We start from the raw sequence: 26873 nt of genomic DNA, 5'->3' as shown, positions 1-26873 counted from the left end.
GACGTTATCGCCCGGAGCCGGTGTCCGCTCCCCCGGGGGCTTCGGGTTCTTCCGGGTCTTCGGGGTCGCGTGTCCCGGAGGCCGGTCCCTGCACCATGCGTACCGCGTCGTTCAGCGCTTCGCGTTGTTCCGGCGACATCATGCCGAAGAAGGCGACGAGAGCCGCGGCGGGGTTGTCGCTCTGGGACCAGGCGTCGTTCATCAGCGCGGCGGAGTAGGCGGCGCGAGTGGAGACGGCCTCATATCGATAGGCCCGGCCTTCCGCTTCGCGGCGGACCCAGCCCTTCTGGTGGAGGTTGTCCAGAACGGTCATGACCGTGGTGTACGCGATGGACCGTTCCTCCTGGAGGTCTTCCAGGACCTCGCGAACCGTCACGGGGCGGTTCCACTCCCACACCCGTGTCATCACGGCGTCTTCGAGTTCTCCCAATGGGCGCGGCACGAACAGCACACTAGTGGCAGAAGTCGGAAAAGGAACGCCGGACGTGGCGAAAGGTGCCGGACGACGACAAAAAGGGCGCCCGCGTGGGGCGCCCTTCTCAGCTGTCGCTCGGCTGCGCGGTGGCCTGGCGGGCCGCCTCGGCGCGGGCGAACGCGGCGTCGACGGCCGCGTCCTCCTTGCCCTTCCGGTCGCCGCCCTGGGACCGCACGATCGTCACGATGAGGCCGATGAAGAAGACGGCCATCACTACGGGGGGCACGAGCGCGGAGACATAGTCCATGCCCTCCAGAGTAGCTATCCGACGGCGAGCTCCTTCGACGGGGCCGGGGGCGGCGCGGGGCGGCGCTTGGGCGGGAAGACCTCGGCCGGGGTCGGCATGGGGCGCGGCCGGGCCGGGGGTTCGGCCGGGGGCTTGGGGTCGGTGCCGGGTTTCGCGTCGGCACAGAGGCCGCCGGGCAGGGCGAGCAGGCGGACGCGGGAGCCGGGTACGCGGGACTGTGCGCGCACCTCGGCGGGCGCCGGCACGCGGCCTTGGAGGCGGGCCCGCACGTCGCGCTCGGCGAGCGTGCGGCAGCGTTCGAGGAGGGTGGCGGCGGACGGGTTGCCGCGCAGCGCGCGCAGGGCGGCGAGGTCGTCGGCGCCCGGCTTGTAACCCGCCGCGAGGGCGTCGTCGAGCAGGCTCAGGTAGCCGGTGACGCTGCCGGGCAGGGCGGCCCGGTAGCGGGCGAGGTCGGCCAGCAGGAAGGCGCGCAGACGGTCGCCTTCGACGGCGGCCTGGTCGACCGATTCGGCGAGCCGGAGACAGTCCTGGACGTCCTGGGCGGAGACGGGGGTCGGGTGAAGGGCGAGGGCGAGGGCGCGTCGGAGCACACGCAGCTCTTCAGCGCCGAACGCCATGCCGCCGCGGTTTCCGTATGGCGTGGGCATGAGCTGAAGATACGCAACAACCCGGACAAAATCGGCTTAACCGCCAATTCGCGGCGTGGCTCGGGGTGGGGTATTGCCCCTTCGGCGGAGACGTCTGCGGTGAACGGCCGGTGCGGGCCGGTGAGTTCAGAGGCGTTCAGGACGATGCCCGCAGCCGATGAGCACCGCGGCTGTACCGCAGGCGGCGGGCGTGAAGTCCTGCTCCTGGCGGAACGGAGAACCACACGTCCGGCCGTCACCGCCGGGTCACCGAGACCGCCCGGCGGCACGGACCGTCGCCCCCTTCGCGCACCCCGCCCTCAGGCAGCCGTGCGCGAAGGGGCGAGCCGTGTCAGGTGCGGGACACGTTGCGGTCGTAGACCAGGCGGAGGCCCTTCAGGGTCAGCCAGGGCTCGTGTTCGTCGATCAGGGCGGCCTCGCCGAGGACCATCGGCGCGAGGCCTCCGGTGGCGATGACCGTCACGTCCTCCGGGTCCTCGGCGAGTTCGCGGGCCATGCGGCTCACGACACCGTCGACCTGGCCGGCGAAGCCGTACAGGATGCCGGACTGCATGGCCTCGACGGTGTTCTTGCCGATGACGCTGCGCGGGCGGGCGAGCTCGATCTTGCGGAGCTGGGCGCCCCGTACGCCCAGGGCCTCGACCGAGATCTCGATGCCGGGGGCGATGACGCCGCCGGCGTACTCCCCGCGCGCGGAGACCGCGTCGAACGTGGTCGCCGTACCGAAGTCGACGACGATCGCGGGGCCGCCGTAGAGCTCGACCGCGGCCACCGCGTTGATGATGCGGTCGGCGCCGACCTCCTTGGGGTTGTCCATGAGGATCGGGACGCCGGTCTTGATGCCGGGTTCGACGAGGACGGCGGGGACGTCGCCGTAGTAGCGGCGGGTCACCTCGCGCAGCTCGTGCAGGACCGAGGGGACGGTCGAGCAGATCGCGATGCCGTCGATGCCGTCGCCGAGCTCGTCGCCGAGCAGCGGGTGCATCCCCATCAGTCCCTGGAGGAGCACGGCGAGTTCGTCGGCGGTGCGGCGCGCGTCCGTGGAGATGCGCCAGTGCTCGACGATCTCCTCCCCGTCGAACAGGCCGAGGACCGTGTGCGTGTTGCCTACGTCGATGGTGAGCAGCATGGCCGCTACTCCGCCGCGCGCAGGTCGAGGCCGATGTCCAGGATCGGCGAGGAGTGGGTCAGGGCGCCCACCGCGAGGTAGTCGACGCCCGTCTCCGCGTACGCGCGCGCGTTGTCGAGGGTCAGGCGGCCCGAGGACTCCAGGAGCGCGCGGCCGGCGACGATCTGGACGGCCTCCGCGGTCTGCTCCGGCGTGAAGTTGTCCAGGAGGATCAGGTCGGCGCCCGCCTCCACGACCTCGCGCAGCTGGTCCAGGGTGTCGACCTCGACCTCGATGGCCAGGTCCGGGAACGACTCGCGTACGGCCTTGAAGGCCTCGGCGACGCCGCCGGCGGCGACCACGTGGTTGTCCTTGACGAGGGCCGCGTCCGAGAGGGACATGCGGTGGTTGACGCCGCCGCCCATGCGGACCGCGAACTTCTCCAGGGAGCGCAGGCCGGGCGTCGTCTTGCGGGTGTCGCGAACGCTCGCCTTGGTGCCCTCCAGAGCGTCCGCCCACGCGCGCGTGGCCGTCGCGATGCCGGAGAGGCGGCACATGATGTTGAGGGCGCTGCGCTCGGCGGTCAGCAGGTCACGCGTGCGCGTGGTGACGCTGAGGAGCTTCTGGCCGGCGGTGATCCGGTCACCGTCCTCGGCGTGCCGCTCGACCTCGAACTCGTCCGTGCAGACCACGGAGAGGACGGCCTCGGCGACGCGCAGGCCGGCCACGACGCCGTCCTCGCGCGCGGTGAAGTCCGCAGTGGCGACGGCCTCTTCGGGGATGGTGGCGACGGTGGTGACGTCCACGCCGCCGTCCAGGTCCTCCGCGATGGCCATGTGCGCGATGTCCTCGACCTCCACGGGGTCGAGCCCCGCGTCGGCCAGGAGTTCGGCGAGCGCGGGGTCGAGCCCGCACTCCATCAGGTCGGCTTCGGCTCCGTCGCCACAGCCGCAGCCGTCGCCGCAGCCGCCGCTCTCGGCGAGGGGGAGGTCGGAGGTACTCACGTCGTTCACTGCTCCTGCTGGTGGTGTGTGCGGCTGTCGGGGCGGGTCGGGGGGAATTCTGCGGTGGGCGTGGTGTGCGCGGCCAGCGTGCGGTCGGGATTCAGCCGTACGACGATGTGGCGGCGCCAGGCCGCGTCGTCGCGGTCGGCGTGGTCCTCGCGCCAGTGGCAGCCGCGGGTCTCCTCGCGGCGGCGGGCCGCGGCGACGAGGACGCGGGCGACGCACAGGAGGTTGGTGGCCTCCCACGTGTCGACGCCGGGTTCCGACGTCTTGCCGTTCTCCGCGAGGGCGCGGGCCGCGTCGGCGTGGACGCGGCCGAGCCCGGCGGCGGCCTCGGCGAGCGAGTCCGCGCTGCGGAGCACTCCCGCGCCCCGCGTCATGACGCGCTGGATCACGAACCGGGCCTCGGGCGGCATCAGGGGGTGCGTCGGCGTCTCCGGGTGCTCCACGGGGGCGGGCACGCGCGCGGGGAGGCCGCCCTCGCGGTGGCTCGCGGCGATGTCGTCCGCGATGCGCTCGGCGTAGACCAGGCCCTCCAGGAGGGAGTTCGAGGCGAGCCGGTTCGCGCCGTGGACGCCGGTGCAGGCGACCTCTCCGCACGCGTACAGGCCGGGCACCGTCGTACGGCCCAGGAGGTCCGTACGGACGCCTCCGGAGGCGTAGTGGGCGGCCGGGGCTACGGGGACGGGCTCGGTCACCGGGTCGATGCCGTGGGCGCGGCAGGCGGCGAGGATCGTGGGGAACCGGTGCTCCCACATCTCGGCGCCGAAGTGCCGGGCGTCCAGGTACATGTGCTCGGCGCCCTGCTCCTGCATACGGCGCATGATGCCCTTGGCGACGATGTCGCGGGGCGCGAGCTCGGCCAGCTCGTGCTGACCGACCATGAAGCGCACGCCGTCGGCGTCCACGAGGTGGGCGCCCTCCCCGCGTACGGCCTCGGAGACCAGCGGCTGCTGGCCCTCCGCGTCCGCGCCGAGGAACAGCACCGTCGGGTGGAACTGCACGAACTCGATGTCGGAGACCTCGGCGCCCGCGCGCAGGGCGAGCGCGACGCCGTCGCCGGTGGAGACGTGCGGGTTCGTGGTCGCCGAGAAGACCTGGCCCATGCCGCCGGTCGCGAGGACCACGGCGGGGGCGAGCGCTGCGCCCACGCCGTCGTGCTGGCCCTCTCCCATGACGTGCAGGGAGACGCCCGCCGTGCGGCCCTCCTCGTCGGTGAGGAGGTCGAGGACGAGGGCGTTCTCGACGGTCTTGATGCCCCGCGCGCGTACCGCGTCGACGAGGGCGCGGGAGATCTCGGCGCCGGTCGCGTCGCCGCCCGCGTGCGCGATACGGCGGCGGTGGTGGCCGCCCTCGCGGGTGAGCGCGAGGTCGCCGTCGGCCGACTCGTCGAAGTGCGCGCCGGTCGCGATGAGGCGTCGTACGGCGTCGGGGCCCTCGGTGACGAGGGTGCGGACCGCCTCTTCGTCGCACAGGCCCGCGCCCGCGACGAGGGTGTCGTCGAGATGCTGCTCGGGGGTGTCGCCCTCGCCGAGCGCCGCGGCGATGCCGCCCTGCGCCCAGCGCGTGGAGCCGTCGTCGAGGCGGGCCTTGGTGACGACGACGGTGGTCAGGCCGGCCGCCTGGCAGCGCAGCGCCGCGGTGAGCCCGGCGACGCCGGACCCGACGACCACGACGTCGGCGGTGACGGACCAGCCGGGCGCGGGCGCGTGCAGGCGTATGCCGGTGGATGTGTTCCCTGTGCCACTCATACGGGGGCTCCGAAGGTCAGGGGGATGTTGTCGATCAGCCGCGTCGTGCCGACCCGGGCGGCGACGGCGAGCACGGCCTCTCCGACGTGGCCGTGCTGCACCTCGGAGAAGTCGGCCGGGTCGACGAGCGCGAGGTAGTCGAGCCGGAGCGGCGGCGTGACGCGGGCGGCGTCGTCGAGGACCTGGCGGGCCGCGGCGCGGACGGCCTCGGGGCCGCCGGGCGACGCCTGGGCGACGGCGTGCGCGTCGGCGGCGGCGCGGGCCTCGCCGAGCGCGCCGAGGGCGTCGGCACGCGCGTGCGTGGAGGGCGCTTCCTGGGCACGCGCGCGCAGGGCCTCCTGGGCGGCGTGCCGGTCGCGGCCCGCGAAGAGCGCGCGGGACAGGGCGAGCGCGGTGCCCCGCTCGGCGGGCGAGAGGTAGCGGTTGCGGCTGGAGAGGGCGAGGCCGTCCTCCTCGCGCACGGTGGGTACGCCCACGACCTCCACGGGGAAGTTCAGGTCGCGCACCATGCGGCGGATCAGGGCGAGCTGCTGGGCGTCCTTCTGCCCGAACAGGGCGACGTCGGGCGCCGTCAGGTGGAGCAGCTTGGCGACGACGGTGAGCATCCCGTCGAAGTGGCCGGGGCGCGAGGAGCCTTCGAGGCGCTCACCCATGGGGCCCGCGCTGACGCGGACCTGGGGCTCGCCGCCGGGGTAGACCTCGTCCGCGGAGGGCGCGAACACGACGTCGGCGCCGGCCTGTTCGGCGATCTTGACGTCGGCGTCGAGCGTGCGGGGGTAGCGGTCGAGGTCCTCGCCGGCGCCGAACTGGAGCGGGTTCACGAAGACGGTTGTCACGACCTCGCCGTCGGCTCCCGCGATCGTGCGCGCGGTGCGGATCAGCTCGGCGTGGCCGTCGTGCAGGGCGCCCATCGTCATGACGACGGCGCGGCGGCCGGTACGCGTGCGTGCGCGGAGTTCGTCGGCGGTGTGCAGGACGGTGGTCATCGCGGGCCTCCCTCGGCGCCGTCGGCCAGGACCCCGAGCAGGTCCTCGGCGAGTTCGGGCTTGAGCAGACCGTGCGCGAGGGCGCGGTCGGCGGTGGCGCGGGCCATCGCCAGATAGCCCGCGACGGTCTGGGGCGCGTGCTTGCGCAGCTCGGACACGTGGGCGGCGACCGTGCCCGCGTCACCGCGCGCGACGGGCCCGGTGAGCGCCGCGTCACCCGACCTGAGGGCGTTGTCCAGGGCGGCGCCGAGCAGCGGGCCGAGCATCCGGTCGGGGGCCTCGACGCCCGCCTCGCGCAGCAGCTCCATGGACTCGGCGACCAGCGTGACCAGGTGGTTCGCGCCGAGTGCGAGGGCCGCGTGGTACAGCGGGCGGGACTCCTCACGGATCCATTCGGGCTCGCCGCCCATCTCGATCACGAGCGCCTCGGCCGCGAGCCGCAGCTCCTCGGGGGCGGTCACGCCGAAGGCGCAGCCGGCCAGCCGCTGGACGTCCACAGGGGTGCCGGTGAACGTCATCGCGGGGTGCAGCGCGAGCGGCAGGGCGCCGGCCCGCAGCGCGGGGTCGAGCACCTTGGTGCCGTAGCGCCCCGACGTGTGGACGAGGAGCTGGCCGGGGCGTACGGAGCCGGTCTCGACTAGGCCTTCGACGAGGCCGGGCAGCGCGTCGTCGGGCACCGTGAGGAGGACGAGTTCGGAGCGGCTCAGGACCTCGGCGGGCGTCACGACGGGCACGTCGGGCAGCATCAGGGCGGCCCGGCGCACGGAGGCCTCGGAGACTCCGGAGACGGCGACGGGGCGGTGGCCCGCGAGCGCCAGGGAGGCCGCGAGGGCGGGGCCGACACGGCCCGCGCCGACCACTCCGACGGTGAGCCGGGCGGGGCGGTCCCTGGGGTCGGTGGGTTCTGGTCGAGGGGGTGCGTTCATCAGGACGGCGGCCTTCCGTTCCAGTCCGCTCGGGGTACCGGACGATTTCTCGTCATGTTAACGCGATCTGCCGCGCGGGCCCGGGCCGTCCCACGCCCGCCCCTGTCCTTCCACGGTTCGTCCACAGCCTGTGGGCAACCGCACGCGCGTACGACATGATCGCGGGATGAGCGACAACAGGGACATGGGAATCGACGAGCGGGAGACCCCCGCGGACACCTCCTCAGACGCCGGCGCGGACAAGGCGCGGGAGCGGCGGTTCGCGGCGTTGCGCGGTGCCGAGCGGGTGCTGGCCGTACAGGGCGTCGACATGACCATGGGCGAGCGCCTGGCCGCGCTCGCGGACAGCGCGTGGTCCGTCGCCGAACCCGGTCGGACGGCCGACCTGTACGGCGACGCCATCGTGGCCGACCTGGAGGAACGCGTCGCCGGACTCCTCGGCACGGAAGCCGCCGCCTACTTCCCCACCGGCACGATGGCGCAGCAGGTCGCGCTGCGCTGCTGGGCGGGCCGTACGGGGAACCCGACGGTCGCCCTGCACCCCATGGCGCACCCGGAGCGGCACGAGCGGGGCGCCTTCGCAGCGGTGAGCGGGCTGCGCACCGTTCATCCGACGCAGGAGCGGCGGCTGCCGAACGCCGACGAGGTACGCGACTTCGCCGAGCCCTTCGGCACGCTGATGCTCGAACTGCCGCTACGGGACGCCGGTTACGTGCTGCCCACCTGGGACGAGCTGGTCGCTGTCACCGAGGCCGCCCGGGAGCGCGACGCCGTCGTGCACTTCGACGGCGCGCGCCTGTGGGAGTGCACGACGCACTTCGGGCGCCCCCTGGACGAGATCGCCGCGCTCGCCGACAGCGTGTACGTGTCGTTCTACAAGACCCTCGGCGGCCTCAGCGGCGCCGCGCTCGCGGGCCCGCGGTCGTTCGTCGACGAGGCGAAGACGTGGCGGCACCGGTACGGCGGCCAGGTCTTCCAGCAGTTCCCGGCCGTCATCTCGGCCCTGGTCGGCCTGGACCAGGAACTGCCCCGCGTGCCCGCTTACGTCGCCCACGCGCGCGTGGTCGCCGAGGCGATGCGGGAAGGGTTCGCGGAGGCGGGCGTTCCGTGGGCGCGGGTGCACCCCGAGGTGCCGCACACGCACGAGTTCCAGGTCTGGCTCCCGTATCCGTCCGACGCGCTGGACGAGGCGTCCGTGACGCAGGCCGAGGAGACGAAGACGCAGTTGTTCCGGCGCTGGTGGGAGCAGGGGCCTCCGGGGCTCTCGGTCACCGAGGTGACGGTCTCCGCGCGGGGCCTCGAGTGGACCGCCGACGACGTCCGCGCGGCCGTCGCGGACTTCGTGGGGCGGATTCCTTCGGGGACTGCGTAGGCCCTTCGGGGGCGGCGTAAATCCCTCGGTGGCCACCAGGTAGGCCGGCCTGAACCGACTACCGGGTTCAGCAGCCCGCCGCTCCGCGTCGTACGTGGAGCAGGCGGGCCAGGGCCGCGCGGAACCTGTGGCGCGCCGGGCGGCCGGCGATGACCGCCTCGAAGCGGCCGTAGTCGCGCAGCTCGCGGACGGTGCGCCAGTCGTGGCGGCCCGGCGCGGGCGGGGCGGGCTCGCCGTGCAGGGAGGCGCGGTAGACGTCCAGTGCGTACTGCTGGGTGATGCTCATGACGTACCCCTCGCTCTTCGTCGTGATTGTCACGCCGCGCCCTCGAATGCTGCGCTTTGTGCGCTTACGTGAGGTCCGGCCCTACGAGAGTCCGCCCGGCGGCGCCGCCGGGTCACGTCGATTGACGGGAGCCGTCAATCGGGCAGCCGGTTGTCAGAGCGGGCGGGCACCATGGGGTCATGAGCGTGAGCATCGACATCAGCGGGCTGACGCCCGAGCGGATCAGCGTCGTGCCCTCACCCCTGGGCGAGCTGGGCATGGCCCTGCACGCGCTGGCCGAGCCCGCGCACCACCCCGGGCTCCAGGGGTGGACGACGGCGGTGTCCGCGCGCCTCGACCCGGGCCTCGCCGACCGGCTCTGCGAGGCGGACTTCCTGTGGCGGGCGACGTTCTCGGACGTGTTCGCGCCGTTCGCCGGGATCCCCGGCCGGACCACGCTGCCCGGCGCCACGCTCGCCGACGAGCTGGACCTCCTCGACAAGCTGACGGACCGCCAGTTCGTGGACGCAGCCATGGAGTTCACCTGCCAGACCACGTACGAGGCGCGCGAGGCGAACCCTCTGGACGACCCGGACACGCGCCGCCGCGCGCTGGAGCTGGCGGCCACGCGCGGTCAGCCCCAGGTCGAGTTCACGCGCCGCCTCCTCGACGACCCGCCCGCCGTACGCGCCTGGTTCCGGCGCCTCGTGGAGGACTGCGACGAGGCGTTCTTCGCGGACGTCTGGGCCCGTGTGCAGCCTCAGCTGGCGGCCGACGCGCGGCACAAGACCGAGCTGCTGAGACGCAAGGGCCTGGCCGAAGCGCTTGCGGCGGTCTCGTCGGTCGTCACGCTCGACGAGCCGGCCGGGCTGATCACCGTCGACAAGCTCACCGAGGGGCGTACGGCCACGGAGGACGGCGGCCTCGTCCTCGTGCCGACCAGCCTCGGCTGGCCGCACCTGCTTGTGCTGCACCGCTACGGCTGGCAGCCGGCCTTCACGTACCCCGTCGCCTCGCCCGGTCTCGCCACGCCGCCCACGGTGGAGCAGCTGACGCGCCGGATGGCTGCTCTCGCGCACCCGGTGCGGATGCGTCTGTGCCGCCATCTCGCCCGGGGCGCGTACACGACGAGCGAGCTGGTCGACGCGCACGGGATGACGGCGCCGGAGATATCCCGGCACCTGACGGTGCTCAAGAAGGCGGGCCTGATCACGGCGCGGCGGCGCGGCCGCTATGTACAGCATCAGCTGGATCTGACGGCGGTCGCGCGCCTCGGCAGCGACTTCATCGAGGGGGTGCTGCGCTAGCCGCCTCTCGTTTGGATCATGCCGGGCCCGCGCACCGCGTCAGCAGGACTCAGCCTCAGCCGAACTCAGTCGAACCGGATGTGCCGCGCCCCCGTCCAAGCCCGGCGCACCCGCGCCCGCACCACTCCGTCCGTGTCCGGCCTGAGCCGTAGCCCGGAGAGCACCGCGATCCGGTCGGCCGTCTTCGCGACCGTCGTGTCGTCGGTCCACAGGTGCTCGGCGAACTCGTCCTCGCGCAACCGCTCCAGGCAGTCGTCGAGGCGCGACACCGCGAAGCTCTCCCTGCGCAGCGGCGCGTCCTTGCCGCGCACCAGCTGGAGCGCGCGCCCGAAGCCGCGTTCCCGCAGGCGCCGCAGCACGGTCTCGCGGCGGGCGAGAAGCGTGAAGTGCCGTACGTCGTGGCCGCGTTCGCGCAGCCGGCCGACGGTCTCCTTGAAGTACGCGGGTTCGGTGACCGTCATCGGCACGATCACCGGGCCGTCGTGCCCAGCGAGCGCCAGGTCGAGGACTTCGTACACGCCCTCGCGCCACGCGGCCAGGTCCTGGAAGTCGCCGCGCAGCGCGGGCGGCAGTGTGCGGTGCAGGCCGAAGCCGATGTGTTCGGGGTCGCAGACGACGCTGCCGGGCAGCCGCCGCCGGATCTCGTACGCGGTCTGCGTCTTACCGCCCCCGAAGGGGCCGTTGATCCACAAGAGCATCCGGTCAGGCTGCTCCCCCACCGCCCGCCCGCACAAGACCTGTTTCGTAGGCAAGTACGACGACCTGGACGCGGTCGCGCAGGTTCAGCTTGGTGAGGATGCGGCCCACGTGCGTCTTCACGGTGGCCTCCGACAGGACGAGCCGGGCGGCGATCTCACCGTTCGACAGGCCGTGCGCGACGAGGATCATGACCTCGCGCTCGCGCTCGGTCAGCCGGTCGAGCTCGGCGCGCCGCGGCTCCTGCGCGGAACTCGGCAGCATCGGCGCGAAACGGTCGAGCAGCCGCCGCGTCGTCGACGGCGCGACCACCGCGTCGCCGCTGTGCACGGACCGGATCGCGGCGAGCAGCTCCTCCGGCGGCACGTCCTTGAGCATGAACCCCGAAGCGCCCGCCCGCAGCCCCGAGAAGGCGTACTCGTCGAGGTCGAACGTCGTCAGGATCAGCACCTTCGGCGGGTTCGGGTCCGAGCAGATCCGCCGGGTCGTCTCCACGCCGTCCAGCTTCGGCATCCGTACGTCCATCAGGACCACGTCGACCTCCGCGCCGCGCAGCACCTCCAGGGCCTCGACCCCGTCGCCCGCCTCGGCGACGACCTCCATGTCCGGCTGGGCGGCGAGCACCATCCGGAAGCCGGTGCGCAGCAGCACCTGATCGTCGACGAGCATCACGCGGATCGGCATCAAGGGGGTCCCTCTCGGTACGTGTACGACCTCAGTACGTATGCAGGTCGAGGTTCAGTGGGCGGGCTTGAGCGGCAGCAGCGCGCTGATCCGGAAGCCGCCGCCGGGACGCGGGCCCGCGTCGAGCGTGCCGCCGACCATACCGACGCGCTCCCGCATCCCGATGAGCCCGTGCCCGCGGCCGTCGGCGCCCCCGTCCTCGTACATCTCGTGCGGGGCGCCCTTGCCGTCGTCCTCGACGAGCAGGCCGAGGCCGTCGTCGAAGTAGACGAGCCGGACGCTCGCACCGGCCTCCGGGCCGCCGTGCTTGCGGGTGTTCGTGAGCGCTTCCTGGACGATGCGGTACGCGGTCAGCTCCACGCCGCTGGGCAGCGGGCGCGGGGTGCCCTCGACCTTGAAGTCGACGGGCAGGCCCGCGACGCGTACCTGCTCGATCAGTTCGTCGAGCTGTTCGACGTCGGGCTGCGGAACGTACTCGCCGCTCTCCTGGTGCTCGCCGGTGCGCAGGACGCCGAGGAGGCGGCGCATCTCGGCGAGTGCCTGGCGGCCGGTCCCGGAGATCGTCTCCAGGGCCTTCTTCGCCTGCTCGGGCGCGGTGTCCAGGACGTACGCGGCGCCGTCCGCCTGCACCACCATCACGGAGACGTTGTGCGCGACGACGTCGTGCAGTTCGCGGGCGATACGGGCACGCTCGGCGGCGACGGCGACCTTGGACTGGGCCTCGCGCTCCTTCTCCAGGCGGGCGGCGCGCTCCTCCAGCTGCGCCCAGTAGGCGCGGCGCGTGCGGATGGAGTCGCCGAGCACCCAGGCCAGCGCGAAGGGCACCATCTGGAAGATCGTGACGAGGATGCTCCCCGCGACGCTCGACTGGTCCGTCGGCCAGCGGAGCTGCGAGAGGGGCGCCGCCACGAGCCCGCCGGCCAGGGCGAATCTGGACGCCCAGCGCGGACTCTCCGCCGCCACGGTGTAGATGACCACCAGCATCGCGAAGTCGGCCGGCTGCACGCGGACGTCCGCGACCAGCTGGTAGAGGCCCACGAGCGCGACGAGGATCAGCATCCGCTCGGGCACGCGCCTGCGCAGTGCGACGGCCAGGCCCAGCGCCAGGACGGCGGGGATGTCGAGCAGGCGCTCGCGGAACCCGTCCCCCATGTGCCCCGCGACCAGACCCATGCCGGCGACCCCGAGCAGGACGACGGCCCAGAAGGCGTCGACCCCGGTCGGGTGTCTGCGGAGGAAGTCATAGAAGCGCTGCACGTAACCCAGCGTAAAGACGCGTACGAGGCGCGGGGGTCAACCGGAGGTTCGATCCACGTACGGCTCTCCTACTCCCCAAGGTGGAGGCGGCCCCGTCCTTTCCGCTTAGCCTTTCGGCGGGGTCGCTTAGCCTTTCGGCGTGGTCAGTGAGCGGCGGGGTGCGGGACGTGGGTGGCGCGAGGCGACCGAGGAGGCGCTGTACGGGGCCGGTGGCTTCTATCGCAGGCCCGAGGGTCCCGCCGGGCATTTCCGCACGTCGGTGCACGCGTCGCCGCTGTTCGCCGGGGCCGTGGCACGCCTGCTGTGCCGGGTCGACGACGCGCTCGGGGCCCCGCCCGAACTCGCCTTCGTCGACATGGCCGCGGGCCGGGGCGAGCTGGTGACGGGCGTCCTCGCGGTACTGCCCACCGAAGTGGCGGCCCGCACGCGCGCGTACGCGGTGGAGAAGGCGGAGCGTCCCGCCGGCCTCGATCACCGCATCGAGTGGCGCGCGGAGCCCCCGAAGGGGATCACCGGGCTCCTCTTCGCGAACGAATGGCTCGACAACGTGCCCCTGGACGCCGTCGAGATCGACGCCCACGGAGTGGCCCGCCACGTCCTCGTACAGGACGACGGGACGGAGGCGCTCGGGGAGCCGGTGGCCGACGGGCCCGAGGCGGACTGGCTGTCCCGGTGGTGGCCGCTTCCTGCCGAACCGGGCCTCCGCGCGGAGATCGGGCTTCCCAGGGACACCGCCTGGGCGGCGGCCGTCACGACGGTCGAGAGGGGTGCGGCGGTCGCCGTCGACTACGCGCACTCCCGATCGACCCGGCCACCCTTCGGGACGCTCACCGGCTTCCGTGACGGCCGCGAGACGGCGCCCGTGCCGGACGGCTCGTGCGACATCACGGCCCACGTGGCGCTCGACGCGTGCGCGCTCCCCGGCGCCCTGCGGCTCACGCAACGCGCGGCCCTGCACGCACTCGGCGTGACCGGCGGCCGTCCCCCGCTGGCGCTCGCGTCCAGCGATCCGGCCGCCTACGTACGGGCCCTGTCCACCGCCGGCGAGGCCGCCGAGCTGACCGCGACGGGCGGGCTCGGCGACTTCGGCTGGCTGGTCCAGCCGGTGGGCCTCACCCTGAACGCCGATCTACTTGTCGATGTCGCCGACGACGAAGAACAGTGACCCCAGGATCGCCACCATGTCGGCGACCAGCGTGCCGGGCAGCAGCTCGGTGAGCGCCTGGATGTTGTTGTACGAGGCGGACCGCAGCTTGAGCCGGTACGGCGTCTTCTCGCCCTTGCTGACCAGGTAGTAGCCGTTGATCCCGAGCGGGTTCTCGGTCCACGCGTACGTGTGGCCCTCGGGTGCCTTGAGGACCTTCGGGAGGCGCTGGTTGACGGGGCCCGGCGGCAGCTCGGCGAGCCGGTCGAGGCAGGCGTCGGCGAGGGCCAGGGCGTTGTGCGTCTGCTCCAGAAGGACCTCGAAACGGGCCAGGCAGTCGCCCTCGCTGCGGGTGACGACCTTCAGGGTGTCCTGGAGATCCCCGTACGCGAGGTACGGCTCGTCGCGGCGCAGGTCGAAGTCGACTCCGGAGGCGCGGGCGATCGGACCGCTCACTCCGTAGGCGTGCACCGCGTCCGCGGACAGCACGCCGACGTCGCGCGTGCGGCCGCGGAAGATCTCGTTCCCGAGGACCAGGTCGTCGTAGACGTCCATGCGCGAGCGGACGGAGGCGACGGCCTCGCGCGCGCGGGTGGTCCAGCCGGCCGGCAGGTCCTCCTTGAGGCCGCCGACGCGGTTGAACATGTAGTGCATACGCCCGCCGGAGATCTCCTCCATGACGTTCTGCAGTTCCTCACGCTCCCGGAACGCGTAGAACACCGGGGTGATACCGCCGAGTTCGAGCGGGTACGAACCCAGGAACATCAGGTGGTTGAGGACGCGGTTCAGCTCCGCGAGCAGTGTCCGCAGCCACACCGCGCGCTCCGGGACCTCCATGCCGAGCATCCGCTCGACGGCGAGGACGACCCCGAGCTCGTTCGAGAACGCGGAGAGCCAGTCGTGGCGGTTGGCCAGCATCACGATCTGCCGGTAGTCGCGGGCCTCGAAGAGCTTCTCCGCGCCGCGGTGCATGTAGCCGATGACCGGCTCCGCGTGCTGGACGCGCTCGCCGTCGAGCACGAGGCGAAGACGCAGCACCCCGTGCGTGGACGGGTGCTGCGGGCCGATGTTGAGCACCATGTCGGTGGTCTCGGCGGCGCCGCCGATGCCGACCGTGGTCTCCCTCGTGGGCGTCATGGGAACAGTGTCTCGTACGTAGGGTGGGCGCATGGAAACGGGGACCGAGGAGATGGCGGAACCAGGGGCGGGAACCGGGGGCGAGCCGGTGTGGACCGGGCTTCCCAGGGGGCTGCTGAAGTTGCGCAGGCTGCTGCTCGTGCTGTGGCTGGTGCCGATGACCGTGGTGGTGGGGGTGCTGCTCGGCGTGTTCGCCGGGGGCACGTGGGCGGCGTTCGCGCTGCTGCCGCTGGCCACGCTGGCGTGGGGCTGGGCGATGCTCGGGCGGAACTGGCGCTCGTGGCGGTACGCCGAGCGCGCCGACGACCTGCTGATCAGCCGGGGTGTGCTGTGGCGTGAGGAGACGGTCGTGCCGTACGGGCGTATGCAGCTCGTCGAGGTCACGTCCGGACCGCTGGAGCGGAAGTTCGGGCTGGCCAGTCTTCAGCTGCACACGGCGGCCGCGGCGACCGACGCGACGATCCCGGGCCTCACGCCGCCCGAGGCCGAGCGGCTGCGGGACCGCCTCACGGAACTGGGCGAGGCCCGATCGGCGGGGCTGTGAGTACGCCGGAGGTTCCTGGGGCGGAGGATGTGCTGGCCGGTGCGAGCGTGCCTGAGGCGGGCGTGCCCGAGGCGGGTGTGCGCGGCTCGGGTGTGCCTGGTTCGGGCGTGGCCGGCGCGGGCGCGCCTGGTTCGCGCGTGGCCGATTCAGGCGTGCCCGGGGAAGGTGACGCGGCCGCCCGGGAGCGTCGGCTGCACCCCGTAACCCCGCTACGCCGCGCCTGGGCGCCCGTCGCGATCGTGCTCGGCTGGGCGGCCCACGACCTGAACCAGGCGCAGCGCCAGCTCGCCCAGCTCACCGCGAGCACGGTGTACCTCGGCCTCGCCGTACTGATCCCGGCCGCCGCCCTCTACGGGTTCCTGACCTGGTGGTTCACGCACTTCTCCGTCACCGGCACCGAACTGCGCATCCGCACCGGCCTGTTGTTCCGGCGGACCGCCCACATCCGGCTCGACCGGATCCAGGCCGTGGACGTCACCCAGCCGCTGCTCGCCCGCTTCGTGGGCGTCGCCAAGCTCAAGCTGGACGTCGTCGGCGCGGAGAAGAAGGACGAACTCGCCTACCTCGGCGAGCGCGAGGCCCGCGACCTGCGCGCCGAACTCCTCGCCCGCGCCGCCGGGTTCGCGCCCGAGACCGTACGCGACGTCGGCGAGGCACCGGCCGAGCGCATCCTGCGCGTGCCGCCCCGGATGCTCGCCGTCGCCGTACTGCTCACCGGCGCGCCTTGGGCGATGCTGCTCGCCGCGGTCGTGGTGCCGGGCCTGCTCTGGTTCGCCACGCACAACCTGTGGACGGTGCTCGCGGTGGCGCTCCCCCTCGTGGGCGGCGCGGGCACGAACAGCCTGGGCCGCTTCGTCAAGGAGTACGACTGGACGGTCTGCGAGTCGCCGGACGGCCTGCGCATCGACCACGGACTCCTCGACCGCGACCACGAGACGGTGCCGCCGGGCCGCGTACAGACCGTGCGCATCGTGGAACCGCTGCTGTGGCGGCTGCTCGGCTGGGTCCGCGTGGAACTGGCCGTCGCCGGCTCCAGCAACACCGTGCTGGTGCCCGTCGCGCCGCGCGAGACCGCGCGGATGGTGGTCGAGCGGGTGCTGCCGGGGGTGGCGGTGCCCGGCGCGGAGGACTTCACCCGGCCGCCCCGGCGCGCGGCATGGTGCCTGCCGCTGTGGTGGCGGGGGCACGGGCTCGCGACGACGGACGCCGTGTTCGCCGCGCGGCGCGGCCTCGTCCAGCGGCAGCTCTCCCTCGTCCCGCACGCGAAGGTGCAGAGCGTGCGGCTCACCCAGGGGCCGTGGGATCGCCTGTGGGGCGTGGCCGGCGTCCATGTGGACACGGGCGCGAACAAGACGGTGACGGCGGGGCTGCGGGACGCGGGCGAGGCGGCGCGGGTCCTGCGGGCGCAGGCGGACCGGTCACGGACGGGACGCAGGGGGGCCCGGCCGGACCGGTGGATGTCGTCGTGAAGCTGCCTTAAAACGGGGCATGAAAAGGGGCGGGGCCCTGGTGTTCACCACACCAGGGCCCCGCCCCGTTTCGCTTCGCGATCACTACGCCTGGAGCGCCGACCGCAGCTCGCCCACGTCGATCTGTTCCGTCTCGTCGTGCGCCGTCAGGTCGATGACCTGGCTGACGGCTTCCCCACCGGGCGTGGCTTCAGTCGAGGCGTCGGCCTGCCCGGACTCGGCCTGGGCATCGGTCGAGGTGCCGGCCCGCTCGGACTCGGCCTCCGCCTTGTGCAGCGCCATCGCCTCCTCGCCGACGACATCCGCGAGGTCCTGGTGCTGTACGGCCTCCAGGGCCGCGGGTGCCACACCCTTCGTCCCGAAGTAGTCGAAGCCGCCCTGGACCGGGGGCCGCCGCACCGCCGCCGGCGGCACGACAGCGGCCGCGGCCGGAACGGTGAAGTGACCGGGTACGCCGGACGAACGGGCGGCCGCGTGCTCCTGCACCTGTGCGCGGGCCGCCTCGGACTTCCCCTGCGGCGCCTCGCCCTGCCCCTTCGGGTCACCGCCACCGCGCGGGCTCGCGCCGCCGCGGGCCAGCCGGTCGAGCGCCGCGTTGGCCCGCAGGTACAGCACCGGGGACGTCGCCGGGGCGGCGGCCGACGTGGCGCGCTGGGCGGGGACCAGGTCGGCGGCGGGCTGCGGCGCCGCAGGCAGCGCACGCGCCGGGACCGATGCCTCTATCGCGAGCTGCCTACGGCCCTCAAGGGCGCTGGCGCGCTCCGTCTCCGCCGTCGCGTACCGCCGCAGCAGGGCCGCGTGTTCGTTGCGCAGGGCCGCCAGCTCCGTGCGCTTGGCCCGCAGCTTCGTCTCAAGGCGGCCGCGCAGCTCACGCGACTCGTCGAGGTCGGACTCGAGTTCGGCGACCCGCTCGTCGTGGCGCCACTCGGCGCTCGCCTTCGACCGGTTCAGATCGGCGACGCTCTTGCCGGCCAGCCGGTCCCAGCGGCGCATGACGACCGCGCCCACCACGGCGACGCACGCGGCGACACCGGCCAGGCCGCGCAGCACGAAGGGCTCGTCGGTCAGCCAGGCGCCGGCCGCGCACACGAGCGGGACGCCCGCGATCGCCGAAGGGGGAAGCAACCTGTGCAGGGGTGGGGAATGGCGGTGACGTCCACGTGGCATGGCCAGAAACTTACCGCGCGTAGGCGAATCGTGGAGCCCCCGGCCGTCAAAAAGCCGCGCGTTCCACCCCGCCACTCCCCTTCTCCGACGCTCACTCAGTTTTTGAGGAGGCCCTTCGACTGCAGGTACTCCTTCGCCACATCGGCTTCCTTCTGGCGTTCCGCGTCGACCTTCCGGTTGAGCTCGACGAGATCGGCGGTCGTCAGCGTCTTGGTGAGCTTCCCGAGTACGCCGGCGATCTCCGTATCGCCCGCGTCCTTCGTGTTCACGACCGGAATGATGTTGTCCGCATTCTGGAGCTTCTTGTCGTCCTCCAGGATCACCAGATCGAAGTTCTTCAGCGTGGCATCCGTGGTGGTCGTCAGGACCAGCTGGTCCTCGCCGTTCTTCACGGCCTGCTTGGCCTGCGTGGTGCCGACGCCCTTGGGATCGATCCCCGCGACCTTGATCCCGTACGTCTTCTCGAGACCCGGCGCGCAGAACGGCCGCTTCTCGCATTCGTCACCGGCCGCGATCTTGACCTTCTGCCCCGACTTACCGAGATCGGAAAGCGTCTTCAGGTGGTGCTTCTTCGCGTAATCCGCGCTCACCGCAAAGGCGTTCTGGTCGACTGCCTGTCCGGCGTCGAGCGCGGTGAGTCCCTCGGGTCCGGCAAGTCCGCGCAGCGCGGTGACCGTCGCATCAAGATCACTCGAAGCAACGGGCTTGGCGTCGGCGCCGTTCTTCTTCAGATTCAGGAATTCCGCGAGCGTCGCCGCGTATTCCGGTACGACGTCGATCGCGCCCTTGGCGAGCTGGGGTTCGTAGATCTCGCGGTTCTCCACGGTCTTGACGGAGGCGGAGTAACCGGCGTCGTCCAGGGCCTGCTTGTAGAGCTCGGCGAGGACCTTCGACTCGGTGAACCCGGCGGCCCCGATGACGACCGCGCCCTTCTTGGTGCCGCCCTGCGCGGCCGCGCCCGATCCGTCCTTCTTGCCGCTCTCCAGGCTGTCACCGCCGCACGCGGTGAGCCCGGCGGTGAGCGCGCCGACGGCGACCGCCGCCACGGCGATCCGTCGCGTTCTGCTGTTCATGGTTGTCCACCCAATCGAGAGCCGAATTGATCTGAAGCCTGAGGAATTTGAGGGGAGGGGAGGTACGTACGGGTGCGGGGAGGCCACGTGCCGCGCGTTCCGGCGCACCGCCGCTTCTCGTACGTCAGCGCGCCGCGGCCGTGCGGCCCCTCATCGGGTTCAGCGCCCGCCCCAGCCCCGCCAGCACGCCCTCCACGAGCAGTGCGAGGACCGCCACGAGGAGCGCGCCGGCGACCACCTGCGGGGTGTCCTGCAGGTTGAAGCCGGCCGTGATGATGCGTCCGAGGCCGCCCTTGCCCGCCATCGCGGCGAGCGTCGCCGTGGCGATGACCTGGACCGCCGCCGATCTGATCCCCGTCATCACCATCGGGTAGGCCAGCGGGAGTTCGACCCGGCGGAACACCTGACCGCCGCTCATCCCCATCCCCCGCGCCGCCTCGACGACGGACCGGTCCACCTCACGCATCCCGATGTAGGCGTTGGTCAGCAGCGGCGGCACGGCGAACAGGACAAGGGCGATGAACGTCGGCAGGTCCCCGTGTCTGCCCAGCGGCGTCAGCGTGAGGACGACGAGCACCGCGAGCGTGGGCACGGCACGGCCCGCGTTCGACACGTTGACCGCGAGGCCGCCGCCCTTGCCGATGTGCCCGAGCCACAGGGCGAGCGGCAGGGCGATCAGGCAGGACACGAGGAGCGTGACGCCGCTGAAGTACAGATGCTCGGCGAGCCGGTGCCACACCCCCTTGTCGCCCTGCCAGTTGGCCCCGGTCGTCAGCCAGTCGTAGGCCCCCGAGATCGCGCTCATGCCGTCCGCACCGCCTTCTCCGCCCGCCCGTTTCTTCGCCGCGCCTTCGACGTGGCGCGCGTCCACGGAGTGAGCCAGCGCTGAAGGCCCAGGAGCAGCAGGTCGGCGACGACGGCGAGGAGCACGCACAGCACGGACGCGGTGAGGACCTGGGCCTTGAAGTCGCTGTCGAGCCCGTCGAGGATCAGCGTGCCGAGGCCCCCGTAGTCGATGATCGCGCCGACCGTCGTCAGGGCGACCGTGGAGACCGTCGCGATCCGGACGCCCGCGAGCAGGGCGGGCAGCGCGAGCGGCAACTCGACCTCCCAGAGCAGCCGGACGGGCCCGTACCCCATGCCGCGGGCCGCCTCTCTCGCCTCGTCCGGCACGGCCTGGAGGCCCGCCAGGATGTTCCGCACGAGGATCGTCAGGGAGTAGAGGACTAGTCCCGTGATCACGAGCGAGGCGGAGAGCCCGAACAGCGGGAGCAGCAGGGAGAACATGGCCAGCGACGGGATCGTGTAGAACACCGTCGTCAGGCCGAGGACCGGGCCCGCGAAGGCGCGCCGGTGCCGGGCCAGCAGGGCGAGCGGGAAGGCGACGAGCACCCCGATCACGACGGCGGCCACCGTGATGCCGACGTGCTGGACGACCGCGTCGACCAGTTCCTGCCTGCGGGAGCGGAGGTACTCCCCGCACACCCACTCATTGGTCACCATGCAGTTGGGACTGCTCACCCGCCCCACCTCCCCCGAATCCCCGGACGTATGTCTGCGAACCGCGCCCGCGGGCACCTGACTTGAACGCCGACTCCGACTGCGGACGACCCTAACCGCCGCCACTGACAATCGCCGAGGCACGGGGTCCCGGCGCAACAATGCCTTCACACGGCGGCCGCCCACGGGCCGTCGCCGCCCGGCACAATGGGGACCCATGATCCGGTTCGAGCACGTCACCAAGCGCTACGCCGACGGGACGACGGCCGTCGACGACCTGTCCTTCGAGGTGAACGAGGGGGAACTCGTCACCCTGGTCGGCCCGTCGGGCTGCGGCAAGACCACCACGATGAAGATGGTCAACCGGCTCATCGAACCGAGCGCGGGCCGGATCCTCCTCGACGGCGACGACATCGCGGGCATCGACCCGGTCCAGCTCAGGCGCCGCATCGGGTACGTCATCCAGCAGGTCGGCCTCTTCCCGCACAAGACGGTCCTCGACAACACGGCGACCGTCCCGCACCTGCTCGGCGTCAAGCGCGCCAAGGCCCGCGAGCGCGCCGCCGAACTCCTCGACCTGGTCGGGCTCGACCCCGCGACCTTCGGCGACCGCTACCCCGACCAGCTCTCCGGCGGCCAACGCCAACGCGTGGGCGTGGCACGGGCGTTGGCGGCCGATCCGCCCGTACTCCTGATGGACGAGCCGTTCGGCGCGGTCGACCCGGTCGTGCGCGAGCACCTGCAGAACGAGTTCCTGCGGCTCCAGCGGTCCGTGCGCAAGACGGTCCTGTTCGTCACGCACGACATCGAGGAGGCCGTCCGCCTCGGCGACCGGATCGCCGTGTACGGGCAGGGCCGGATCGAGCAGTTCGACACCCCGTCGACGGTCCTCGGGGCGCCCGCGACGGACTACGTGGCCGAGTTCGTCGGCGCGGACCGCGGCCTCAAGCGCCTCTCCGTCACGCCCATCGAGGAGAGCGACCTCGAACAGCCGCCCGTCGTGCATCTCGACGACCCGCTGCCCGCGACGCTCGACGCTCCGTGGGCGGTCGTCCTCGACAGCGAGGACAACCTGCATGGCTGGATCTCCGCGGAGCACGCGCGCGTACAGAGCGGCACGGTCCGTGAGCACGCACGCCGGATGGAGGCGTGGCTGCCCGTCGGCGCCTCCCTGAAGCAGGCGTTCTCCACGATGCTCCAGCACGACGCGGGCTGGATCGCGGTGATCGACGAGCACGGAGAGGGACGTTTCCTCGGCGTCCTCACCCCGGCCCGGCTGCACGAGGCGCTGCGCCGCTCGACGGCGGCGGACGCCAGAGCCATCACGCGCGCCGAGGTCGAACTGGAGACGGTGACGGGGGCCTGAGGGGCCGCCCCGTAGAAACCCGGCGGCCCCTCAGGAGTCCTGAGGGGCCGCCGGCCGTCACTGCTGAGGGGCCGCGAAACGTCACTGCTGAGGGTCTGTGAACCGTCACTGCTGAGTGGCGCTGAACCGTCACTTCTGAAGGGCCGTGAACCGTCAGCCCTCCGCGATCCGCGAGCTCATCCAAGCCAGCGTCGCGGGGATCTCGCGGCGCCACGTGTTGAAGTTGTGGCCGCCGCTGTCGAGCACGATCGACGACACCTGCGTGGGCGGCTTCACCGCCTTGATGAAGCGCATCGTCGCCCCGTAGTCCTTCTCGCCGTGCTTGCTCGTGGTGACCAGGAGCGACGTGTTGGGCGGCGCCCCGTGCTTCAGGCTCCACATCAGGTCGGCCTGCTGCTTCAGGGCCGTGTTCCCCTGGAAGAGGTCGCCGGTCGTGGGGTCGATGGGCGCCTTGTAGTACGGGGACAGGCCCGCGCCCGCGCCGTAGACGTCGGGGTGATGCATCGCGAGCTTCAGGGCGCAGTAGCCGCCCGTGGAGTCGCCGACGATGCCCCAGCCGCCGCGCTTGTGGTCGACCCGGTAGTGCTCGGAGATCACCTGGGGCAGGTCGCGGGCGAAGAACGTCTCCGACTGCGGGCCGTGCGGGATGTCCACGCACTCCGTGTCGCGCGGCGGCGCAACCGTCGGGCGCAGCATCACGAGGATCATCGGCTTCATCAGGCCCGCCTTGGCCTGCTGGTGGGCGGTGGTCGGGTAGTGCAGCCCCTTGATGAGCGCCTCGGCCGTGCCCGGGTAGCCGGTGAGGACGACCGAGGCCGGGAACGTCTTGCGCGCGGCGGCGCCCGCCTGGAAGTACTCGGGCGGCAGATAGACGTACGCGGACGTGGCGATGTGGGAGGTCTTGCCGAGGATGTCGATCTTCTGGATCTGGCCGCCGACCGCGGGCTCGGAGCCGCCGGGCACGTTCACGTACTGCGTGTCGACGACGTGGAGGGGGCCCCGGCCGGCGGCGATGTTGAGGTCGGACACGACGCCCTGGCCCTGTTCGCGGCCGAGGAGGTCGTTCCACGTCGCGTAGAAGCCGAAGGACTGGTTGACCGCGAGGCCGAGCGAGACGAAGAGCGAGAGCTGCACCGCGAGCAGCAGCCCGACCCGTCCGGCGACGGACCCCAGCGTGCGGCCCGCGAGCCGCGGCCACAGCCAGACCGTGCCGAAGAAGAGGAGCACGGCCAGCATGACCGCCAGGGCAAGGACTTTCGTGCTTGTGAGACCCATCGTGCTGAACTCGCCTGCGCTTTCTTGCTTCCTGAACCTTTTCCACCGGTTTACCTGGCCGAGTGAACCCACTACCCCGAAGTTCCGTCCTAGAGGGCGCAATAGGACCGGATGCCGGATGGCACCGTCTTCAAACCCTCTCGCGGAATTCGGGATGCGATGTCTGTCAGGATAGATGCCGATATTTCAGGCGAGGTTCCGGACAGGGCGCGGCGACTGCGCCGAATTCTTCGCGGTCCGCGCCCCGAGTCCGTCCCCTCCTTGATCGCCAGTGCCTGTGTCCTCGTCGGACTCCTCGACGTCGCGGCAGGCGTCATCCCCCGGTTCCGGCACAGCCGAATGCACCGGCTGGCCGAGGTCCTGCCGGGCGCCCTCGGCCCGTACGCGGCCGCGCTCGCCCTCAGTACGGGCGTCCTGCTGCTGCTCCTCGCGCACGGTCTGCGCCGGCGCAAACGCCGGGCGTGGCGCGCGGCCGTGGCGCTGCTGCCGATCGGCGCGGCGGCCCAGTTCGTGTACCGGCACTCCGTGGTCGGCGTGCTGATCCCGCTGGTGCTCCTCACGCTCCTCGTGCTCCACCGGAGTGAGTTCGCGGCGCTGCCCGACCCGCGCAGCCGCTGGCGCGCCCTGACGAACTTCGTCCTGATGGGTGCAGGTTCGATCGTGATCGGTCTCACCATCGTCAGCGTCCATCCGAGGCGGCTCGTGGGCGACCCGAGCCTCTCCGACCGGCTCCAGCACGTCCTGTACGGCCTGTTCGGCGTCAGCGGACCCGTCGACTACACGGGCCCCGCCTCCTGGACGGTGGCCTACTCGCTCGGCTCGCTCGGGCTCCTTACGGCGCTCACGACGATCTACCTCGCGCTGCGGCCCGAGCACCCGGCCGCACGTCTCACCGAGGACGACCAGGTGCGGCTGCGCGCCCTCCTGGAGAAGCACGGCGCCCGCGACTCGCTGGGGCACTTCGCGCTCCGCCGCGACAAGGGCGTCGTCTTCTCGCCCAGCGGCAAGGCTGCGGTCTGCTACCGCGTCGTGTCGGGCGTGATGCTCGCGAGCGGTGACCCGATCGGCGACGTGGAGGCGTGGCCGGGGGCCATCGAGCGGTTCATGGACGAGGCCAAGGCCCACTCGTGGACGCCGGCCGTCATGGGCTGCTCCGAGACGGGCGGCGAGGTCTGGACCCGCGAGACCGGCCTGGACGCGCTCGAACTGGGTGACGAGGCGGTGGTGGACACCGCGGATTTCTCCCTGGCCGGGCGGGCGATGCGCAACGTACGCCAGATGGTCAAGCGAATCGAGCGCAATGGCTACGAGACCCGGGTACGGCGCGTCCGTGACGTGGGCGAGCAGGAGCTGGCGCGCATCCGGCGCGCCGCCGACGCCTGGCGCGGCACCGACACCGAGCGCGGCTTCTCCATGGCGCTCGGCCGCATCGGCGACGCCGCCGACGGTGACTGCCTGATCGCCACCGCCCACAAGGCCGACGATCCGGCGGGCCCGCACGGCGACCTGAAGGCCGTACTCCACTTCGTGCCGTGGGGCACGGACGGGGTCTCCCTCGACCTGATGCGCCGCGACCGCGCCGCCGACCCCGGCATGAACGAACTGCTGATCGTGGCCGCCCTCCAGGCCGCCCCGAAACTCGGCATCACCCGGGTCTCGCTGAACTTCGCCATGTTCCGCGCGGCGCTCGCGCGCGGCGAGAAGATCGGCGCCGGCCCGGTCCTGAAGGCCTGGCGCGGGCTGCTCGTGTTCCTGTCCCGCTGGTTCCAGATCGAGTCGCTGTACAAGTTCAACGCGAAGTTCCAGCCGCGCTGGGAGCCCCGTTTCGTGGTCTACCGCTCCTCGCGCGACCTGCCCCGCATCGGCTTCGCCGCGATGCAGGCCGAGGGCTTCGTGCACCTGAGCGCGCCGCGCCTGCTGCGACGGCGCGCGGCGGCGCCCCGGCCCTGCGCCCACGACATCCACGAACGGGAGGCGAGCGCCGCCTGACGGTTTCCGGCGTCCCGGCGTGCACGGCCATCACGCGTCCGGGCCTACGCTTGAAGGCATGAGCACGTCGCAGGGCCACCGAGGCCACGTCACAGGCCTTCCCGAATGGGACCGCTGCGCGGTCATGGGAGTCGTCAACGTGACGCCCGATTCCTTCTCCGACGGCGGCCGCTGGTTCGACACGACGGCCGCCGTGAAGCACGGCCTCGAACTGGTCGCGCGCGGCGCCGACCTGATCGACGTCGGCGGGGAGTCGACGCGTCCGGGCGCCACCCGGGTCGACGAGGACGAGGAGCTCAAGCGCGTCATCCCCGTCGTGCGGGGCCTGGCCTCGGAGGGCGTCGCCGTGTCCGTCGACACGATGCGGGCCTCGGTCGCCGAGCAGTCCCTCGCGGCCGGCGCCTCCCTGGTCAACGACGTCAGCGGCGGCCTCGCCGACCCGGCGATGGTCCCCGTCGTCGCGGCGGCGGGCGCCCCCTTCGTCGTGATGCACTGGCGCGGCTTCCTGGAGGGCGGCAACGTCAAGGGCACGTACGAGGACGTGGTCTCCGAAGTCGTCGCCGAGCTCCACGCGCGCGTGGAAGCCGTCATCGAGGGCGGCATCGCCCCCGACCGCGTCGTCGTCGACCCGGGCCTCGGCTTCTCCAAGGAGGCCGGGCACGACCTCCAGCTCCTGGCCCACCTCCGGGAGCTGCGCGCCCTCGGCCACCCCCTCCTGGTGGCCGCCTCCCGCAAGCGGTTCCTCGGCCATGTGCTCGCCGGCGAACAGGGCGCGCCGCCGCCGGCCCGCGAACGCGACGCCGCCACGGCCGCCGTCTCCGCGATCGCCGCCCACCAGGGCGCCTGGGCGGTCCGCGTCCACGAGGTCCGCGCCACCGCGGACGCGGTCCGGGTCGCCCGCGCCGTAGAAGGAGCCAAGTGACCCCTCCGAGGGAGCCCGACGAGCCGACCGGCGCGACCGGCAGGCGCACCGACACGGACGCCGTGGACCGCGCCAACCGCGCCTTCTACGAGGCCTTGGAGCGTGGCGACTTCGAACTCCTGACGACGCTCTGGCTCGCCCCGGAGGACGTCAGCTACACCGAGGACTCGGACGAGGCCGACGACACGTCGGTGAGCTGCGTGCACCCCGGCTGGCCGGTCCTCACCGGCCGCGGCGAGGTCCTGCGGTCGTACGTGCTGATCATGGCGAACACCGAGTACATCCAGTTCTTCCTCACGGACGTCCGCATCAGCGTCGTCGCCGACACGGCTCTCGTCACGTGTACGGAGAACATCCTCAGCGGCGGTCCGGCGCCCGAGGAAGGCGGCGAACTCGGCCCGCTCCTCGGCCAGCGCGTGGTCGCCACGAATGTGTTCCGCCGCACACGTGACGGCTGGAAACTCTGGTCGCACCACGCCTCCCCCGTCCTCGCCGAGGACGCTCCGGAAGACGGCCCGGAGGACGAGGACACGCCTTCCTGAGCCCTTCCTGAGCCCTTTCT

The 26873-nt window shown here is 72.3% G+C and carries 27 protein-coding genes; 9 read left to right on the top strand and 18 right to left on the bottom strand.

Annotated elements, in window-relative coordinates:
* Positions 1-4 precede the first annotated feature (4 nt).
* From ABZ893_RS27110 to ABZ893_RS27075, 8 genes are all read right to left on the bottom strand, one after another.
* A complete protein-coding gene (locus ABZ893_RS27110) occupies positions 5-442 on the bottom strand; it encodes a BlaI/MecI/CopY family transcriptional regulator (protein WP_361408224.1) in 438 nt (145 codons plus the stop codon).
* 97 nt (positions 443-539) lie between these two features.
* Complete coding sequence (locus ABZ893_RS27105) at positions 540-722, bottom strand: hypothetical protein (RefSeq protein ID WP_361408222.1); 183 nt, start codon at positions 720-722, stop codon at positions 540-542.
* 14 nt (positions 723-736) lie between these two features.
* Positions 737-1369 carry a hypothetical protein gene (locus ABZ893_RS27100; protein WP_361408220.1) on the bottom strand — a complete coding sequence of 211 codons (633 nt, stop codon included), beginning with the start codon at positions 1367-1369 and terminating at the stop codon, positions 737-739.
* 331 nt (positions 1370-1700) lie between these two features.
* Positions 1701-2498, bottom strand: coding sequence for a type III pantothenate kinase (locus ABZ893_RS27095; protein WP_361408218.1), 798 nt, complete (start codon positions 2496-2498; stop codon positions 1701-1703).
* 5 nt (positions 2499-2503) lie between these two features.
* Positions 2504-3481: a carboxylating nicotinate-nucleotide diphosphorylase gene (gene nadC, locus ABZ893_RS27090; RefSeq protein WP_361408216.1), complete on the bottom strand. Its 978-nt coding sequence runs from the start codon at positions 3479-3481 to the stop codon at positions 2504-2506.
* A 5-nt stretch (positions 3482-3486) separates the two neighbouring features.
* Entirely contained in the window at positions 3487-5232 is a 1746-nt protein-coding gene (locus ABZ893_RS27085) for an L-aspartate oxidase (protein WP_361408214.1), read from the bottom strand.
* Positions 5229-6218, bottom strand: a complete 990-nt coding sequence (gene panC, locus ABZ893_RS27080) for a pantoate--beta-alanine ligase (protein ID WP_361408212.1) — start codon at positions 6216-6218, stop codon at positions 5229-5231. The genes ABZ893_RS27085 and panC overlap by 4 nt, the downstream gene beginning before the upstream one ends.
* On the bottom strand, positions 6215-7144 hold the full coding sequence (locus ABZ893_RS27075) for a DUF2520 domain-containing protein (RefSeq protein WP_361408210.1): 930 nt from the start codon (positions 7142-7144) through the stop codon (positions 6215-6217). Before ABZ893_RS27075 ends, panC begins: the two co-directional genes overlap by 4 nt.
* Before the next feature lie 184 nt (positions 7145-7328).
* Here ABZ893_RS27075 and ABZ893_RS27070 point away from each other — a divergent pair, with 184 nt between their 5' ends.
* Positions 7329-8516: a beta-eliminating lyase-related protein gene (locus ABZ893_RS27070; RefSeq protein ID WP_361408333.1), complete on the top strand. Its 1188-nt coding sequence runs from the start codon at positions 7329-7331 to the stop codon at positions 8514-8516.
* 67 nt (positions 8517-8583) lie between these two features.
* On the opposite strand, the gene ABZ893_RS27065 is transcribed toward ABZ893_RS27070, so the two are convergent.
* Positions 8584-8802, bottom strand: a complete 219-nt coding sequence (locus tag ABZ893_RS27065; protein ID WP_361408208.1) for a hypothetical protein — start codon at positions 8800-8802, stop codon at positions 8584-8586.
* A gap of 179 nt (positions 8803-8981) precedes the next feature.
* Here ABZ893_RS27065 and ABZ893_RS27060 point away from each other — a divergent pair, with 179 nt between their 5' ends.
* Positions 8982-10088, top strand: coding sequence for a DUF5937 family protein (locus ABZ893_RS27060; protein WP_361408206.1), 1107 nt, complete (start codon positions 8982-8984; stop codon positions 10086-10088).
* A gap of 65 nt (positions 10089-10153) precedes the next feature.
* Here ABZ893_RS27060 and ABZ893_RS27055 read toward each other — a convergent pair whose 3' ends face one another.
* The 3 genes from ABZ893_RS27055 to ABZ893_RS27045 are packed head-to-tail and all read right to left on the bottom strand — an operon-like array spanning position 10154 to position 12725.
* Entirely contained in the window at positions 10154-10786 is a 633-nt protein-coding gene (locus ABZ893_RS27055; RefSeq protein WP_361408204.1) for an AAA family ATPase, read from the bottom strand.
* A 4-nt stretch (positions 10787-10790) separates the two neighbouring features.
* Entirely contained in the window at positions 10791-11468 is a 678-nt protein-coding gene (locus tag ABZ893_RS27050; protein ID WP_361408202.1) for a response regulator transcription factor, read from the bottom strand.
* Positions 11469-11522: 54 nt separating this feature from the next.
* Complete coding sequence (locus tag ABZ893_RS27045) at positions 11523-12725, bottom strand: sensor histidine kinase (RefSeq protein WP_361408200.1); 1203 nt, start codon at positions 12723-12725, stop codon at positions 11523-11525.
* A gap of 139 nt (positions 12726-12864) precedes the next feature.
* Between ABZ893_RS27045 and ABZ893_RS27040 the strand changes: the two genes are divergently transcribed.
* Positions 12865-13890 carry an SAM-dependent methyltransferase gene (locus tag ABZ893_RS27040; protein ID WP_361408198.1) on the top strand — a complete coding sequence of 342 codons (1026 nt, stop codon included), beginning with the start codon at positions 12865-12867 and terminating at the stop codon, positions 13888-13890.
* On the opposite strand, the gene ABZ893_RS27035 is transcribed toward ABZ893_RS27040, so the two are convergent.
* Positions 13855-15006, bottom strand: a complete 1152-nt coding sequence (locus tag ABZ893_RS27035; RefSeq protein ID WP_361408196.1) for an NADH-quinone oxidoreductase subunit D — start codon at positions 15004-15006, stop codon at positions 13855-13857. The two genes, ABZ893_RS27040 and ABZ893_RS27035, sit on opposite strands and share 36 nt — an antisense overlap.
* A gap of 31 nt (positions 15007-15037) precedes the next feature.
* On the opposite strand from ABZ893_RS27035, the gene ABZ893_RS27030 reads away from it, so the two are divergent.
* Entirely contained in the window at positions 15038-15550 is a 513-nt protein-coding gene (locus ABZ893_RS27030) for a PH domain-containing protein (protein ID WP_361408194.1), read from the top strand.
* Positions 15551-15687: 137 nt separating this feature from the next.
* Positions 15688-17019, top strand: a complete 1332-nt coding sequence (locus ABZ893_RS27025) for a PH domain-containing protein (RefSeq protein ID WP_361408330.1) — start codon at positions 15688-15690, stop codon at positions 17017-17019.
* An 84-nt stretch (positions 17020-17103) separates the two neighbouring features.
* Here the strand turns inward: ABZ893_RS27025 and ABZ893_RS27020 are convergent, their stop codons facing one another.
* The 4 genes from ABZ893_RS27020 to ABZ893_RS27005 form a co-directional block, all read right to left on the bottom strand.
* Positions 17104-18186, bottom strand: coding sequence for a hypothetical protein (locus ABZ893_RS27020; protein WP_361408192.1), 1083 nt, complete (start codon positions 18184-18186; stop codon positions 17104-17106).
* A gap of 95 nt (positions 18187-18281) precedes the next feature.
* Positions 18282-19259, bottom strand: coding sequence for an ABC transporter substrate-binding protein (locus ABZ893_RS27015; protein WP_361408190.1), 978 nt, complete (start codon positions 19257-19259; stop codon positions 18282-18284).
* A gap of 124 nt (positions 19260-19383) precedes the next feature.
* On the bottom strand, positions 19384-20064 hold the full coding sequence (locus ABZ893_RS27010; RefSeq protein ID WP_361408188.1) for an ABC transporter permease: 681 nt from the start codon (positions 20062-20064) through the stop codon (positions 19384-19386).
* The gene (locus tag ABZ893_RS27005) at positions 20061-20780 is read right to left on the bottom strand and encodes an ABC transporter permease (RefSeq protein WP_361408186.1); all 720 of its coding nucleotides are present in this window, start codon (positions 20778-20780) and stop codon (positions 20061-20063) included. The genes ABZ893_RS27010 and ABZ893_RS27005 overlap by 4 nt, the downstream gene beginning before the upstream one ends.
* Positions 20781-20976: 196 nt before the next feature.
* Here ABZ893_RS27005 and ABZ893_RS27000 point away from each other — a divergent pair, with 196 nt between their 5' ends.
* On the top strand, positions 20977-22125 hold the full coding sequence (locus tag ABZ893_RS27000; protein ID WP_361408184.1) for a betaine/proline/choline family ABC transporter ATP-binding protein: 1149 nt from the start codon (positions 20977-20979) through the stop codon (positions 22123-22125).
* Positions 22126-22278: 153 nt separating this feature from the next.
* Here the strand turns inward: ABZ893_RS27000 and ABZ893_RS26995 are convergent, their stop codons facing one another.
* Positions 22279-23400 carry an alpha/beta hydrolase-fold protein gene (locus ABZ893_RS26995; protein ID WP_361408182.1) on the bottom strand — a complete coding sequence of 374 codons (1122 nt, stop codon included), beginning with the start codon at positions 23398-23400 and terminating at the stop codon, positions 22279-22281.
* 183 nt (positions 23401-23583) lie between these two features.
* On the opposite strand from ABZ893_RS26995, the gene ABZ893_RS26990 reads away from it, so the two are divergent.
* The 3 genes from ABZ893_RS26990 to ABZ893_RS26980 are packed head-to-tail and all read left to right on the top strand — an operon-like array spanning position 23584 to position 26853.
* Positions 23584-25389: a phosphatidylglycerol lysyltransferase domain-containing protein gene (locus tag ABZ893_RS26990; RefSeq protein ID WP_361408327.1), complete on the top strand. Its 1806-nt coding sequence runs from the start codon at positions 23584-23586 to the stop codon at positions 25387-25389.
* 58 nt (positions 25390-25447) lie between these two features.
* Positions 25448-26311, top strand: a complete 864-nt coding sequence (folP, locus tag ABZ893_RS26985; RefSeq protein ID WP_361408180.1) for a dihydropteroate synthase — start codon at positions 25448-25450, stop codon at positions 26309-26311.
* Positions 26308-26853, top strand: coding sequence for a nuclear transport factor 2 family protein (locus tag ABZ893_RS26980; RefSeq protein ID WP_361408178.1), 546 nt, complete (start codon positions 26308-26310; stop codon positions 26851-26853). The genes folP and ABZ893_RS26980 overlap by 4 nt, the downstream gene beginning before the upstream one ends.
* Positions 26854-26873: the final 20 nt, after the last annotated feature.

Origin of the sequence: Streptomyces sp. NPDC046821, from assembly GCF_040645335.1 — a bacterium.
Classification (GTDB): domain Bacteria; phylum Actinomycetota; class Actinomycetes; order Streptomycetales; family Streptomycetaceae; genus Streptomyces.
This window is presented reverse-complemented; position numbering and strand designations above follow the sequence as displayed.